Origin of the sequence: Desulfoluna spongiiphila (assembly GCF_900101345.1) — a bacterium.
GTDB classification, from domain to species: Bacteria; Desulfobacterota; Desulfobacteria; order Desulfobacterales; family Desulfolunaceae; genus Desulfoluna; species Desulfoluna spongiiphila.
Genome location: NZ_FMUX01000040.1, coordinates 1 through 15794 on the forward strand (window position 1 = coordinate 1; position 15794 = coordinate 15794).

The window sequence follows — 15794 nt, forward strand, 5'->3', positions numbered from 1 at the left end:
CAGAAACTGAGGCAGAACTAATCAAAAAGTCTCTTCAGGCCCGACAAGACGAAATAGATCGAATCCCCATTGAAGGAAAATTTGGACAAGCAAAGAGACGATACTGTCTTGGCCGTGTCATGACAAAATTAGCAAAGACCAGTGAAACTGCCATCTCACTATGCTTTTTAGTTATGAATCTTGAAAAATGGCTGAAAGCCATTTTGTTGTGCCTGTTTTTCAAAGAGCCAATTCGGTGGTGGCCGTTTAGAGTGTCACGTTTTGCATCTGCAGCTGACTAACCCCATGTCCTGAAATTAATCGCGCAAAATTGTTCAGCAACCCCTAGTTACTACTTTTTTGAATAACCCAGTTTTCACGATACCCCAAGCAATCCCGGTTATTGCTTGGGGGAGGTTGCCTTTTATGAAATATCCGGGCTATGGTACCTGCCGGTGGCACTCAAGAAAAACGTCACGTATTTCATTTCAGGAAACATAAAGAAATTTCAGGAGAAACAATGAAAATCTATACATCATTTTTACTCAGCCTGGTTGTGCTTCTCTCTGCAAGTTCACTGGTCTTTGGTGCAGAAACAGCCACTGGGACCAACAAGCCCGGAGAGATCAGGGCCGCCATGGAGACCAGCAAAGGCGTGATCAACCTGACCCTTTATGCCGACAAAGCCCCCGTCACCGTGGCCAACTTTGTGAACCTTACCAACCGCGGCTTCTACGACGGCCTGATCTTTCATCGCGTCATCGACAACTTCATGATCCAGGGCGGTTGCCCCCAGGGCACAGGGCGCGGCAACCCCGGTTACCGGTTCCAGGACGAATTTCATCCTGATCTTCGTCACAGCGGCCCCGGCACCCTCTCCATGGCAAACTCAGGCCCCAACACCAACGGAAGTCAGTTTTTCATCACCCACGTGGCAACCCCCTGGCTCGATAAAAGGCACTCCGTGTTCGGCCATGTGGTGAGCGACAAAGATCAGGAGGTGGTGAACAAGATCAACCGCGGGGATCGCATCATCAAGGTGACCATTTCAGGCGACACACGCGCCCTGCTTGACCAGCAAAAAGAGCACATTGCAGCGTGGAATAAAGTCCTCGACTCAAAATGATTCCGGTGGGCCGGAGCGTCCCGTCAGAAGGTCCATGCATGGACGAATAAGGGTTGTGCCATTTTTCAATGGCCCAACCCTTTTTTTATTCCTCTATGTAACGTCAGTTTTTTTCGTCACCGTGAGGTGTCCAGCCTTTTTTCGAGGACGCGGACGCCTAAGGTCAGCGAGAGGGTGAGGGCGAGGTAGAGGAGGGCCACCACGTTGTAGGTTTCGAAGAACTGAAACGTGGAGGCGGAGTAGACCTTCCCCAACTGGGTGATGTCCTGGACACCCAGGGCGGAGACCAGGGCGGAATCCTTGATCATGGCCACAAAGTCGTTGGCCAGGGGAGGGAGCACCGTTCGGATGGCCTGGGGGAGGATGACATGCTGCATGGCCTGCCGTCGGCTCATGCCCGAGGCAATGGCCGCTTCCATCTGACCGGAGGGGATGGACTCGATGCCCGCCCGGAAGATTTCTGCGATAAAGGCGCTGTAGCCCAGGGTGAGGGCGAGGATGGCCCGAACAACAAAGCTGATGTCCCGGACGCTGATCTTATCAAAGAGGCCCGCTTCGATGAGGGGCGAGGCGACCCAGTTGAGGCCTTTCACCAGGGAAGGGGCCCCCACAAAGGCGATGTAGTAGAGAATGATCAGCATGGGGATGCCGCGGACGATCTCTATGTAAAAGGTTGCCACTTCACGGATCACCCGGTTGGAGGAGATGCGCATGAGCCCGAAGAGGAGGCCCAGGGCCGTGGCTGCCGCATAGGCGATGAGGGAGACATAGAGGGTGGTGTAAAGGCCCCGGGTGAGGGCGGAGAAGATGACCCCGTAGGATTCGCTCCGCACCATGTGCCAGGTGGCGATACAGCCGAGAAACAGGGTGGCCAGAAGCCACGAGGGGATGGACGAAAAAAGGGGGAAACGCCGATGTGCAGCTTTCATGGGGGCTCCGAAAAACAGGGAAGAGTGGTCTGTACGTCAGACGGCCCTTCATCCCATGGGATGAAGGGCCGCTGCATCAAGGCGAGCTACTTGTTGTACTCGTAGAACCACTTGGTGTTGAGCCTGTCCAGAAAGCCGTCTTTTTTCATGGACTCGATGGCCTGGTTGAAGGGATCGACAAGATCGGAGCCCTGGGTAAAGATGAACCCGAACTCTTCGGTGCCCAGGGGGCCGCCCACCATTTTCAGCTTGCCGGGCATGGCGCCCATGTAGCCTCGGCTGGAGGCAGCATCCATGAGGACCATATCCACATCCCCGGCCAGCATGGCCTGAACCGCGGCGCCGAAGTTTTCAAACAGCTTGATGCGGGGGTTGGCTTCGTTGCCGTCCAGGACGCTGTAGACACCCACGTAGAAGTTGGTCGTGCCTGCCTGGGAGCCGATGAGGAGTTTCTTGTCCGCAGCAAACTCCTTCTCGTCTACAAAACGGTCTTCATCGGCGCGCACCAGCATGAACTGCTGGGTGACCATGTAGGGCTCGGAGAAGTCCACCTGCTTTTTGCGCTTTTCGTTGATGGTGATGCCGTCCATGCCCACATCGAACTGGCCCTCCCGGATGGCGGAGATCATGGTGTCCCAGGTGCAGACATCCCACTGGATCTCGCAGTTGAGGCGGCGCCCGATCTCATTGACCGCATCGTATTCCCACCCCACGGCCTTGCCGGTTGCCGGGTCCACAAAGTTCAGGGGCGTGTAGTCGTTGCCGGTGACGGCTGCGACCTTTCTTCCTTTGAGGTCGGGGAGGGTATCGCTGGCCACTGCAGCCGTGGTGACGGTCAACAGGGTTGCCAGGACGGCGATACAGGCTTTTCCAGTCCACTTCATCTTGTCTCTCCTTCATTCCGGGTGCAACGCGAGGTTCCCTCGCATGGTTCAGGCGTCTTTTTTCATAACAAAAAAAGAAAAATCGGAACCATTCATATAACCTGGCCGGTGCGCAAGTCAACCATTGCCTACGGCAGCAAGGGTGGTGGAGTCACTCAGGCAAAGCACCTTGAACGCTGGTTGCACCCGCGCTTTAACCCTTGTTGTCGCGTCGTAGTCATTGGCACGGAACACGTGGTACCATATGGGCACGGGTGCAGGCGGGGCACCGGGCGGATTACATCACAGCGGCATTCTTGTGGGGGGTGCTCCTTTCATTTGGAGACATATGCCCGGCTAAAGGTGGGGCAGGGGCTCTTCGTTAGCCGCCCAGTGCGCGTCCGAAGGAAAACCGCGTCATTTATCAAGGCGCGCGACCCCTTTCCGGTTCTATTTTTTTGCCTTTTTCTTCTTTGGCTTGGGTTTGGGCAGCTCTTTTTCTGTCAACGCAACCAATTCACTCAGCCAGTCTCTGTCTTCAAGTTGGTCTTCAATTAGAAAAGAGGGTTTTGCTCCGGGATAGGCCGGGGCTTCAACCACATCACCTATGAACGCTCTGCCCGTTTGGGTGGGTTTCACAAACAACTGGTCATTGCAGACCAGTGCAACGACTTTGTCGTTGCAATATATCGCGTACTCCCCAAACATTTTTCTATAGCGGACCAATCCCGGGTTTTCGATCTGATCAACTATGAATTCAACAAACTTTATATCTGATGCCATATGAGTTTCTCCTTGACCTTGACATGGTGTGAACCTTTAGGGTGTCATTAAACGCAGATGGCCCGGTCATTATGGGACAATCTATCATGTTTACCTGGATAGTCGCCATGGCCGGGGCTTGAAACAAACGAATACTCTCTGGGGGAGCTGCCGTCTATGTACAAAATAAGCCATTTTTCAAAGCAGACCAAATTATCCCCCCGAATGCTCAGGCATTACGACAGCATTGGCTTGTTGCAGCCGCAGCATGTGGATGAGGAGACAGGGTACCGGTATTACGCAGAGGCCCAGTTTCAAGATGCCATGGAGATCATTCGGCTGAAGCGCTTCGGATTTTCCTTAGAGCAGATAAAGGGGCTCCTTGAAAACCATGACCCGGAGTATTTCCGAGGCATGCTGCGTATGCAGATCCGGACGTCGGATCAGCTCCTCAGGGAAGGGAGCTCGATCATCGATGAGATGGAGCAGCTTCTCAGCCAGGGGGATGATCTGCTGGGCAGGATGGTCCAGGCTGAGGCATACGGCATGTATACCGGGGTGGAGCCGGAGCGGTATGTCATTCGCAAGCGAGCCGTCATGGCCGAAGACGAGATGGACGAAACCGTTGAAAACCTGCACGAGGACGCCGAAAACAGGGGGCTGTTTCCGTACAACCTGTCAGGCGCTGTGTACCATGGCGAAGATCACGACCGGAATGCCGTGGACGTGGAGGTGTTCGTCCCGATCAGGAACAAAACGGGGGAGCCGCAACCATCGGGCAGCAACCCGTGTCCGGAGCACCAGTTGGCTGTCTTCCCCTCCCACACCGTGGTCACGACCCTTCACACAGGACGGTATGACGACATCGGGTTTGCCTGGCATGCCATCGAAACATGGATCGAGCAGTCGGACTACAAACAATCCGGCAGCCCTTACGAGGTGTTTCTTCGCTCAACGGAATCAGCCGTTTCGGAGCACGAGTATGTAACCAGGGTCTGTTATCCCGTTGAAAAATCATGACGGATTGCAAAGGGGGCATAAATCCAAAACGCTTTCATTCAAGGCCGCCTGAAGCAAAGCCGACCTGAATGGTCACGGAAACACACAAGGGAAAAACATCATGTTATCACGACGTAACTTTATCAAATGGACGATGATCGCCGGAGGAAGCCTGTTCCTCCCGACATTTCAAATCAAGACCTCCAACGCCATGGATTTCAAGGGCTGGTATATGCCCGAAGAGGGGGAGCCCCACACGCGGACCTGGTTGGCCTTTATCGCCAGCCGGGACATCTGGTCAAGAAAGCAGATCCCCGAGGTTCAGCGCAACCTGGCAACCATCGCCAAGACCATCGCCACATATGAACCGGTCTCCATGCTTGTGAGGAAGCAAGACATGGGCAGAGCAAAAGAGCTTATTGGCGGCCCCAATGATCACAACTACCCCATCGAGCTGATCGAATTCGATATGAATGATCTGTGGATACGCGATACAGGGCCCATCTTTGTGGTGAACGGGAAGGGGCAAAAATCTGCCGTTAATTTCAACTTTAACGGCTGGGGAGAAGATCAGGACTATGAACGTGACGCAAAGGTCGCTGACTTTGTAGCAAAAAAGGCGGGGGTGAGCATTGTCCGGTCCAGCATGGTGATGGAGGGGGGCTGTTTCGAAGTGGACGGCAAAGGCACCGCCATCATGACAGAGAGCTGCATCCTCAACGACAACCGGAATCCGGGCAAAAGCAAAAAAGAAGTTGAAGACGAGTTAAAAAAGGTGCTTGGGCTGAGAAAAATCATATGGCTCAAGGGCATTAAAGGCAGAGATATCACGGACGGTCACACCGATTTTTATGCCCGTTTTGCAAGGCCCGGTGTGCTGGTGGTGAGTCGCGATTCAGACAAAGCCTCCTATGACTATCGGGTCACACGGGAAAACATCCACATCCTCAAATCCTCCACCGATGCCGACGGCAACCCATTTGAAATGATTATTCTTGATACACCGTGGGATATCAATACGAGGTACGGAACAGAGAGCTTTGCCGCAGGTTACGTGGGATACTACGCGTGCAATGGTGCGATTATCATGCAGAAGTTCGGGGACAAAAAAGCCGACCGCGTGGCCAGGAAAAAAATAGCAAAGGCGTTTCCCCATCATCGCATTGAACAGATCTCCATTGACGGCATCGCCAGCGGGGGCGGGAGCATCCACTGCGCCACCCAGCAGGAGCCAAAGGCCTGAAAGGGGTGCTGAACATCATAAAGGCAGGTGGCGGAAAGGCCATGTCGGCATGCCCTTCATGCACCGTGCATGAAAGGGGAACCAAAAAGGGGAGGGGCGGAATCATCCTTTGCAGAACCAAAGGAGAATCGTCCCTCCGCTTTTATTTTTAGGTGGTCGGCGTTCTGACTGACCCAGGAACTGTTTGATTTTTCGTCAAAATCTGTCATTATATTCGGTGTTTCATCATCGGTGAGACCCTCAACTCTGTCCTCTTCGGCCCCTCCCCCATAAGCTCTCTTCGAAAAACCGGGCCACGTCCCTCGCACATTCAATATCCAGCCATACCAAGTCTCTCTATCACTCAGCATCGCCTTGCAGGCTTTTTCATGTTTCGAGGCGCTCAATTTTCCGCAATCGCGACCCCGCAGAGGTGTCCGGGCGCACCATGCCAATCGTCAGGCATGGCTCTTCTTGGCTGATTGCAAGCGCAATCGAGGATTCGGGTGAGGGAATCCTTGCTTCGGATCTGTGTGTGGGAACCGGCATTCCCGCCACGACGTTGACACGCTACAAACACAGGAGGACAGTTCATGAGATATTCGGTTATCACCATACTCTGTATGACCTTGACACTGTTTGCCGGCTTGACCACGCAGGCTTCAGCGCGGGAGGCCCTTGACCGTACGGTCCTGCCGATCCAAGAACCGGAAAGGCCAACCTACAGCGAACTCGATGTGCGTAACGTGGAAACACCGCCTTTGTTTGAGGTCAAGGCCCCCAAGAAAGCCCCCAACATCGTCATCGTGCTCATTGACGACATAGGCTTCGGTGGCCCCAGCACCTTCGGCGGCCCCATTCAGACACCGACCTTGGACATGCTCGCCGCGCAGGGCATCACCTACAACAACTTCCATACCACGGCCCTCTGCTCGCCGACGAGAAATGCCCTCAAAACCGGGCGCAACCATCACACCGCCAACACCGGGTCCATCATGGAGTCCTCAACAGGGTTTCCCGGGAACACCGGGCAGGTGCCCAACAGCGTTGCGCCGCTGGCTGAGATGCTTCGCCTCAACGGGTACAGTACCGGCGCCTTTGGGAAGTGGCATGAAACCGCTGCCTGGGAGACAAGCGTCTCCGGCCCCTTTGACCGCTGGCCCACCCATCAGGGGTTTGACAAGTTCTACGGGTTCATCGGAGGCGAGACCGATCAGTGGTATCCGCTGATCTACGATGGGGTCATCAAGGTGACGCCGCCGAAGACGGAGAATTACCACTTCACGGTTGACATGACCAACCAGGCCATCCAGTGGGTAAAGGCCCAGCAGTCCATGACCCCGGACAAGCCCTTCCTCATCTACTTTGCCACCGGCGCGGTTCACGCACCGCACCATGTTCCCAAGGAGTGGATCAAAAAGTACAAGGGCAAGTTCGACGAGGGCTGGGACAAAATTCGCGAAAAAACCATGGCCCGCCAGAAAAAGATGGGGATAATTCCTTCCAACACCAAATTACCCCCCAAACCCAAGGACATCAAAGACTGGGATGACCTCACCGACGACGAGAAGCGCCTGTTCACCCGTCAGGCAGAGGTGTTTGCCGGGTTCCTGGAGCAGACCGACCACGAAGTGGGTCGCCTCATTGCTGCCATCGAAGAAATCGACGAGATGGACAACACGTTGATCTTCTACATTGCCGGTGACAACGGCACGAGCGCCGAGGGCGGTTTTGTGGGCATGTACAACGAAATGACCTACTTCAACAACGTCACGGAGAAGGTTGAAGACCTGCTCCCGCTCATCGACGAGTGGGGCGGCCCGCAGACCTTCCCGCACATGGCAGCCGGGTGGGCCGTTGCCTTTGATTCACCCTTTATGTGGACGAAGCAGGTGGCCTCGGACTTCGGTGGCACCCGCAACGGCATGACCGTCCACTGGCCGAACGGCATCAAGGAGAAGGGCGGATTACGCCGCCAGTTTTCCCACGTCATCGACATTGCGCCGACCATTCTGGAAGCGGCCGGACTTCCCGAGCCCAAGAGCGTAAACGGTACACCTCAAACGCCCATGGAAGGCACGAGCATGCTGTACTCGTTCAATGATGCAGGCGCCAAAGAGCGGCATACCACCCAGTACTTCGAGATGTTCGGCAACAGGGCGATCTACCATGAAGGCTGGTTCGCGCGGACGATTCACCGTGCCCCCTGGATGGCCGTGAATATGCCTCCCCTGGAGTCGGACACCTGGGAGCTGTTCAACGTTCAAAGGGACTTCAGCCTTGCGAAGAACCTGGCGGACAAATACCCGAAGAAGGTTGCCGAACTGGAGGCACTGTTCATGAAAGAGGCTGAAAAATACAATGCCCTGCCCATCGATGACCGGGTGATTGAGCGAATGAACCCTGCCATTGCAGGCCGACCGGATATCCTGGGCGACCGGACGACACTGACGCTCTACCCCGGAATGGACGGTATGCTGGAGAACACCTTCATGAATGTGAAGAACCGCTCCAAGACAATCACGGCCAAGGTTGCCATCCCCAAAGGCGGAGCAAATGGTGTGATCCTTGCCCAGGGGGGACGCTTCGGAGGCTGGTCCCTTTACATGAAAGACGGCAAGCCAATCTACACCTATAACTTTTTGGGGCTTGAGCGATATACCGTGGAATCCAAAAAGGCAATCCCCGAGGGAGAAGCCACAATTCTACTGGATTTCGTCTACGACGGCGGCGGGCTCGGCAAGGGCGGCAAGGCGACTCTCTCCGTCAACGGAAAGGCCGTGGCCAATGGCCGCATCGAAAAGACCCAGCCCTTGATATTCTCCGCCGATGAAACGGCTGACGTCGGCCTCGACAACCAGACACCGGTGGCCGAAGATATCGGCATCGGGCGCGAAGAGACCCGTTTTACCGGAGAAATCCATAAGATCACCCTTGCGGTAAAAGATGTGAAGTAGCTCCTGGCATGATGCAGTAAAAGCGAAGGGGGCCGGGATGGACGTTGCATTGCCGGGCTCGGCCCCGTGACGCTGAATGACAAATCAAGACACCATGAAAAAGGGTGGGGCAATGGCCAATGCTCCACCCTTTTTCTCGTATTTTCTTATGTTGACATGGTTAGAATAATAAATTATCCCTGTTTGATTGAAACGATAGTATTTAAAGACAGGCAATTCCTTGAATTCAAGTATTCTTAACGGGGGTTCGACGTACCATGGCCAGATCTTTTCCCAGGTGTTTCCGGTTATCACTTCTCGCGATTTTGCTTCTTTCTCATTTTCTTGTGTCCGCCGCGTGTGCGGAGACACCGCACCTTGATGCCGTGGAAGCCCAGCTTCGGCAGCTTGCCCCCGGTTCGGAAGGCACGGTCTGGAAGCGCACAGACGGCAACCTCATTGCCGGGCATGGCGTAAACGGCAGCCATTGGCTGCTGCAGTCTCCCGACTGCTGGGGGCAGGGGGATTGCTCCAGCGCCACCGGTGCCCAGAGGCTTGCCGATGCCATCCGCAGCGATATCGCGGCAGCCCTGGAATGGGTGGATATCACCACCCTGGTCACCTACCCGGACGGCATGTTCCAGGAAGCCATCGTAAGCGGCCTCAAAGAGGCCCTTACCCACAACCCGGACATCACCATTCGCATCCTGGGGGGCACACCCCCTGTCATGGGAAGTGTGGATACGGGCTTGACCGAAACCGCCTCCAACTACATGGAGCGCTTAAAAGCGGATCTGGGGCCGTCTGCGAACAACGCCCGCATCATCGTGGCCGGTGTGGAGACCAGCTGGCTCTACTCCTGGAATCACGCCAAAATGGTCGCCGTGGACGGCAAAACAGTCATCACCGGTGGCCACAACCTCTGGGAAGGTGCCTATGCAGGCGGCCCGAACCCGGTGAGCGATGTCAGCATGCGTTTAACGGGCCCGGCCGCCGAATCGGCCCACACCTTTGCCGACCTGCTGTGGGATTTTGCCGAGACCTGGAGCCAGGACTGGTGGTCACGCCTTTTCTACGTGGAGGTTGTCAAAGGAGAAGGATTTAACTCCATAACTCGGTTTCCCACACCCCACGAGGTCTCCGCCTCACAGGCCGAAGGGGACGCCCCTGTCCTGGCCTTGGGCGGCCTGGGGTTTGGCATGGATGTTCCCGGCGGCACGGCAGGTGGCCTTGAGCCTGCCAATGACAGCAAAGCGACCTGCTCCAGGCTCCACACCGATTACGTAAACAATGACGCGGAATACAGCGTCGCAAACCCCGAGGAAGCAGGCCTGCGGGCCCTGATCGCAAGCGCCACGGAAAGCGTCTTCATCTCCCAGCAGGATTTGCTTGCCGTGTGTGCGCCCCCGGTGTCCAACTCCTGTTACGATGCCCGTTTGTTTGATATACTTGCCGACAAGCTGATCCGGGAGATCCCCGTAAAAATCATTGTCAGCTCCCCCGGAGCCAAGCAGAGCCTGGCCGCTCCCTATTCAAACATGGATCAGATGACCGACATCACCGACATCCTGATTCGGAAAGTCCGGGCCCGGGCAGATGTGGATCAAACCACCGCCGAGGAGATTATCTGCCACAGCCTGCAGCTTGCCCCCATACGCATCGCAGACAATGTCGACACCTGGGCAAATGGAAGGGGCATCGCAAACCACGCCAAAGTCATCTGCGTGGACGACGCCGCCTTCTACATCGGTTCAAAAAACCTGTACCCCGCCACATTGCAGGACTTTGGCTTCATCGTCGAAGACAGCAAAGCCGCCGCCGACTTTAAAAAAGAGTATCTGGATGTGATCTGGAACGCGTCAAAACATGCCGCCATCGTAGATTTTGAAGAGGGTGTCTGTAACTTCTAACAATAAGCACGGAATACCAATCAAAGGAGAACTCCATGGAAACAAAATCAGACAGTGACAGCAGCCGCGTAGCCCAGGGTATTCGGGCTCTGTTCATGCTGGCGTTCTGGATCGCATCACGGGTCGTCCTGACCATCGTTGTGGTCCTTGCCCTGTTCCAGTTGATCTGCAGCCTGGTGACCCGCAGCCCCAATGACAAAATCATGCGGTTCGGGAAAAACCTGGGGGTTTACCTGTCTCAGATTGTCGATTTTCTGACCTACAACACGGATCAGAAGCCGTGGCCGTTTCAGGATTGGCCTCGGTATTGACCTGTCGATAAAGGAGGGGGGCGCCAGATTGTTGTGGGTGATCGTTCTCCGGCGGAAATCAGCACTGAAAAGCTTCACTGGGTGTGGTGTGTCATTGCCCTTATCAAGTACGTGTAGGTGTGTGAGCTCGAATCATGGACGTTCTTGTGGTGCATTTGGTTCTGGCTCTAAATATCTTTTTAGCCGCGCAGCCAAATCTGGGTGACGAGAAGGAACCTCTCAAGTGTTGAGGTCTTTCTGTTTCAGAAAATCCATATATGTCTGTCTGAATCCCTTTTGGTTCTCATTGTCAATGATTCGATTTTTGGACTAATCGGGTTATATTTCACTCGTCATTTGGCACGCCACAAACCCTGAACAATTAATGGGTCGGGTGGGATTTTGCCTCATCAATAAGGCAAAAAGACCAAAAGCCCAAATGAGCTCGGTCGGCCAATCGAAGCCCTATAGAGTAACGTTCTGATGAGAAGCGGATAAATTAATTTTTTTAGATTGAGCGGATGTGTTGATAAGCGTATAATTCTTAATTAGATGAGGTGAGTTTTTTAGTCTTGTTGCTTTATGTATTAGTTGCACCTGATAGGTAATGCATGCTTTGAGTGTTCTTTTATCAGTATTTTCTGGCTTTTATTTGAGTCTTTATTGGTCGAACCTTTAAATGTAAACCATAAAAAAAAATCAGCCCAAGTTTGTCTGAAAAACTCACCATTAAATATTTATATTATGACAAATTGCAGCTGAGGTTTTTAAATTGCAGTTCATTTTAATATTTGTAGCCAGCATAGAAGATAATATGCTGATTGGAAATATAATCATTTCGTAAAGGCGGTTTTTATATATCTACGGGGTTAGATATAATTAAAGTTATAAGGTGGAATGTTTATGTTGAGAATACGAGAGGAAGCTTTTAAATGGTATTTATATTTTATGCAAGAAAGAATGAATATTTTTTGGGAAAGAAATAATAAAAAGAATCACTTTATGTCAAGTTTGACTAATGATTCAATTTTATCAGAATACAAGTTTACAAATGTTTATAGAGTGTGTGACAGGGTAAGCCAATATCTCGTTAAAAATGTTATATACAGTGATAAAGATAAATTTATCCCAAAAGATCAGATATTAAGGGTCTTGCTGTTTAAAATATTTAATAGGATTGACACTTGGCAGTATCTTGAAAATCGACTTGGTACAATTAAGTTCGATAATTTTGATGAAAAATATATTTCATTATTACTTGAAGAGAGAATAAAAAAGCAACCAATTTTTAGTGCTGCGTACTTAATGACAGGAACTCATTCAACATACTCTTCTGGTTTTATATATAAACATGAAAAATGGTTACATATGTTAAAAACAGAAATAATGAATGATGAGATTGTTGATAGAATTTTGAATAGTAGATCATTGTCAGAGCTTTACGAAATTTTGATCAATTGTACCTTCATTGGTCCTTTTTTAGCTTATCAATACGCAATCGATCTTAACTATACTGAAATAATAAATTTTGATGAAAATTCTTTTGTTATGGCTGGTATAGGCGCTATAAGAGGAATTAAAAAATGTTTTATTGATATTGGTAAATATAGTTATGAAGACGTGATTAAATATACAGCTGATAATATGGAGTTTTTTCGTGAAAAGTATGGTTATAGTTTTAAAAATCTTTATGGACGAGCGCCAACATTAATCGACTTGCAGAATTGTTATTGTGAAACTGATAAATATCTACGAGTAAAAATGCCAGATCTTATAGTCGGAAACAAGCGAATTAAACAGAAATTTAAACGAAAATCAGATGAAATAGATTTCTTGTTTCCTCCTAAGTGGAATTTAACTTTAGATTAGCAGAGGAGTGCTTTCATGCATGCTGTTGAATATAAAGGCATAAATGAAATGTTGGTAAAGATGTCGGGCCTTCTCCTGCGCGAGGGAAGAGAGAGAAAAACTCGAGGGCAGAAATGCTATGAGCTGCCTGAACCTATAATGATAAAAATATTTGAACCAACATGTCGATTAGTGACAATTGCTGCACGAAAATCGAATAAATATTTGCCTTATGCTGAATCATTGTGGATTGCTGGTGGTTACAATAATCTTGATATGGTTGGTTACTACCTTCCTCGAATGGAAAAGTTTTCCGATGATATGGTCACACTACGTGGTGGCTATGGGCCTCGTATACGTCATTGCAATAATTCTATTGAAGATTATAAAATCAAATATCCCTATCAAAAAATACCAAATCAACTAGATGTCGATCAGCTACGCTTTATTGTTGAGTGTTTTGAGAAAGATTCTAATACAAGGCAAGCTATTATATCTCTTGGAGACCCTGTTAAAGATTGTTTTACTGGACGCTGTATAAAACAAACAAAGGATTTTCCATGTACAAGATCCTTGCATTTCATCAAGAACGTGGATGGTAAGTTAGATCTTCATGTCCATATGCGTTCAAATGATTTTATTTGGGGTGCAACAGGGGTAAATATCTTCAATTTTACGTTTATGCAGGAGTATGTTTCTGCAATTTTAAAGCTGGAAATTGGTTCATATTATCATGTAGTAAATAATATGCATTATTACGATCTGTTTAGATGTAAACTTCGAGATATAGCCGAGTCTGAGTATGAAGATATACCATTTGAATATAATAAAAGTTTTAACTCGTATGACAGTTTTATCCATAATATAGATGCCTTAAGTGGGTGGGAAAGAGATTTCAGAGAAAAGCGTGTTTACGAACGCATAGACTTTGAAGATGATTTTTTCAATGATTGGTCAGCTGTACTATATAACTATCACACAAAGAACAGTAACAAATATGTTAATCCTACTTTAAATAAGTTATTTGAATAGAGGAGCATATAAATGAGTTCAAATGAGATGAAAAATGTTTTTATCAGCCATTTTGGGAAAGATGATGATAGTGTTCAGTCACTTAAAAAAATGCTTAAAAGTAATGGTTGTATATTACGAAATAGTTCTATTGATAGTACTAAACCGAATGATGCCAAGAATCCTAAATATATCGAGGGCCTTTTGCGTAATGGCATACGGTGGGCTGGTTCAACTGTAGTATTGATCGGCCCAGAGACACATAAAAGAAAATGGGTTGATTGGGAAATTGAGCAGGCAAATAAACATGGAAAACCAATTATCGGAGTATTTATACAAGGTGCAAAAGATTCCGATATACCAGAGAACTTTCAAAAGTATGGCGATGCTTTAGTTGGATGGAATTCAGGTAAGATTATCGATGCTATAAATGGAAATTGTAATGATTTTGTCAGTACAGATGGTAAGCCTTGGAAAAGTAAGTATAGTATAGAAAGGAGCACCTGTTAATGCCTACTTATTATTCCTATGTAATAACGAGGGACTATGGATTTGCCCCTAATCCTTTTGGGCGTGAGTGCACATTAGCAACCTGTAAACCACAAATCCGGAAATTTGCAGTAGTCGGAGATTGGGTCTTTGGGACAACTTCTGTTGCAGGAAATCGTTCACCTAAGTTAGTATTTGCAATGGAAGTCACCGGAAAGACAGATTTCAATAGCTATTATAGTGATCCCATCTATCAGTATAAAAAACCTGTGATGAATGGTAGCCTCAAGAAAATGTATGGTGATAATATTTATCATTCTTCTATCACTCAAGATGGAGCCATACAGTGGCTTCAAGATGATTCACATCATAGCTTAAAAGATGGAACAACCAATATTTATAATCTTGAAAGAGATACTAATAATAGTGATTCTGTTCTTGTATCCGATCATTTTTATTATTTAGGTAAAGAAGCTATGGATATACCGAGTGGTATGGTTAATGCTTTTTGTAAAAAAGGTCCAGCATATCGTACTGTTGATGAATTAGATGCTCAGAGAATTATACGTATATTAACTTGTAGATATAGTAAAGGTTTTGTTGCAGATCCTGCTCAATTTCGAGGTACGTTCAAAAGGTATAACGGCAAATAGGGAGGTTGGGGCCGTGCAATATGATATATGGTATTAGTTCAAAAGAGCTCATAAATTTGTATATGTATTTAACTATTTAATTTATTCAAATCTAAGGGGTGCTCTGTGGCTTTTGTTGCGAACCCTTCAAAAATGATCGAGTTCAAGCAGCCTATAGCGGTCTATTTTGTTTGGCATCCAGACGATGCAAGTATTGTGAAGCCATTGGTGAATTTTTGCTATGAACGTTTTCAGAGAGACACAAGTAAACCGTTTTCTCGCAGTATGAATCTTCCTGTATTTTTCAGAACATCAGTTATCGATGAAATACCATCCGCGATTGAATCTAAGTCTGAAAAGACTCTTGTTTTTTGTTTTTCCAGTAAAAGTATAACGGGAAGAAAAAAGTGGCGGGACTATTATAAAACTTTTTTTACTTCGCCCTATCACATTGTACCTGTCGCGATAGAACAATGCGGATTTAATATAGGTGGAAAATTTGAAAGACTTAATTTTGTAAGATTAATGGATTTTGATAAGAAATATTTTGACATTTCGTTTTTTATATCAGTTACACATGAAATTATTCGATTTGCATTTATGAAGGGTGGCACTACTTCAGGTGATATTTCTGCATTGAAATTGTTTTTAAGTCACACAAAATATGATTCATGGGCTGTAAACACAGCTGTTTCATTAAAAAGATTTATAGATGAGACATCAATACATCGTTTTTTTGATGTACACGATATTCATGCTGCTCACGACTTTGGTACTGAAATAGATGATGGTATAAAA

The 15794-nt window shown here is 48.9% G+C and carries 15 protein-coding genes; 12 read left to right on the forward strand and 3 right to left on the reverse strand.

Annotated features, from left to right (window positions below):
* Both BLQ12_RS26385 and BLQ12_RS26390 read left to right on the forward strand, forming a co-directional pair.
* A partial coding sequence (locus BLQ12_RS26385; RefSeq protein ID WP_139164132.1) for a transposase occupies positions 1-281 on the forward strand: 281 nt, incomplete at its 5' end.
* A 218-nt stretch (positions 282-499) separates the two neighbouring features.
* Positions 500-1105, forward strand: coding sequence for a peptidylprolyl isomerase (locus BLQ12_RS26390; protein ID WP_175470084.1), 606 nt, complete (start codon positions 500-502; stop codon positions 1103-1105).
* Between the two features lie 116 nt (positions 1106-1221).
* Here the strand turns inward: BLQ12_RS26390 and BLQ12_RS26395 are convergent, their stop codons facing one another.
* The 3 genes from BLQ12_RS26395 to BLQ12_RS26405 all read right to left on the reverse strand — a co-directional run bounded on the left by BLQ12_RS26395 (position 1222) and on the right by BLQ12_RS26405 (position 3680).
* Entirely contained in the window at positions 1222-2034 is an 813-nt protein-coding gene (locus BLQ12_RS26395; RefSeq protein ID WP_092215922.1) for an amino acid ABC transporter permease, read from the reverse strand.
* A gap of 86 nt (positions 2035-2120) precedes the next feature.
* On the reverse strand, positions 2121-2918 hold the full coding sequence (locus BLQ12_RS26400; protein WP_092215924.1) for a substrate-binding periplasmic protein: 798 nt from the start codon (positions 2916-2918) through the stop codon (positions 2121-2123).
* A 429-nt stretch (positions 2919-3347) separates the two neighbouring features.
* Complete coding sequence (locus tag BLQ12_RS26405) at positions 3348-3680, reverse strand: TfoX/Sxy family protein (RefSeq protein WP_092215926.1); 333 nt, start codon at positions 3678-3680, stop codon at positions 3348-3350.
* A gap of 156 nt (positions 3681-3836) precedes the next feature.
* Between BLQ12_RS26405 and BLQ12_RS26410 the strand changes: the two genes are divergently transcribed.
* From BLQ12_RS26410 to BLQ12_RS27205, 10 genes are all read left to right on the forward strand, one after another.
* Positions 3837-4679, forward strand: a complete 843-nt coding sequence (locus BLQ12_RS26410) for a MerR family transcriptional regulator (protein ID WP_092215928.1) — start codon at positions 3837-3839, stop codon at positions 4677-4679.
* A 100-nt stretch (positions 4680-4779) separates the two neighbouring features.
* The gene (locus BLQ12_RS26415) at positions 4780-5901 is read left to right on the forward strand and encodes an agmatine deiminase family protein (protein ID WP_092215930.1); all 1122 of its coding nucleotides are present in this window, start codon (positions 4780-4782) and stop codon (positions 5899-5901) included.
* Between the two features lie 572 nt (positions 5902-6473).
* Positions 6474-8837, forward strand: a complete 2364-nt coding sequence (locus tag BLQ12_RS26420; protein ID WP_092215932.1) for an arylsulfatase — start codon at positions 6474-6476, stop codon at positions 8835-8837.
* Between the two features lie 257 nt (positions 8838-9094).
* Complete coding sequence (locus tag BLQ12_RS26425) at positions 9095-10726, forward strand: phospholipase D-like domain-containing protein (protein WP_139164133.1); 1632 nt, start codon at positions 9095-9097, stop codon at positions 10724-10726.
* A 35-nt stretch (positions 10727-10761) separates the two neighbouring features.
* Positions 10762-11037, forward strand: a complete 276-nt coding sequence (locus tag BLQ12_RS26430) for a DUF4389 domain-containing protein (protein WP_092215936.1) — start codon at positions 10762-10764, stop codon at positions 11035-11037.
* A gap of 882 nt (positions 11038-11919) precedes the next feature.
* Positions 11920-12885, forward strand: coding sequence for a nucleotide kinase domain-containing protein (locus BLQ12_RS26435; protein WP_092215938.1), 966 nt, complete (start codon positions 11920-11922; stop codon positions 12883-12885).
* Positions 12886-12900: 15 nt separating this feature from the next.
* Positions 12901-13896, forward strand: coding sequence for a thymidylate synthase (locus tag BLQ12_RS26440; RefSeq protein WP_092215940.1), 996 nt, complete (start codon positions 12901-12903; stop codon positions 13894-13896).
* Between the two features lie 12 nt (positions 13897-13908).
* Complete coding sequence (locus BLQ12_RS26445) at positions 13909-14385, forward strand: TIR domain-containing protein (RefSeq protein ID WP_217640418.1); 477 nt, start codon at positions 13909-13911, stop codon at positions 14383-14385.
* On the forward strand, positions 14385-15017 hold the full coding sequence (locus tag BLQ12_RS27200) for an Nmad2 family putative nucleotide modification protein (protein ID WP_139164134.1): 633 nt from the start codon (positions 14385-14387) through the stop codon (positions 15015-15017). The genes BLQ12_RS26445 and BLQ12_RS27200 overlap by 1 nt, the downstream gene beginning before the upstream one ends.
* A 105-nt stretch (positions 15018-15122) precedes the next feature.
* A partial coding sequence (locus BLQ12_RS27205; protein ID WP_139164135.1) for a hypothetical protein occupies positions 15123-15794 on the forward strand: 672 nt, incomplete at its 3' end.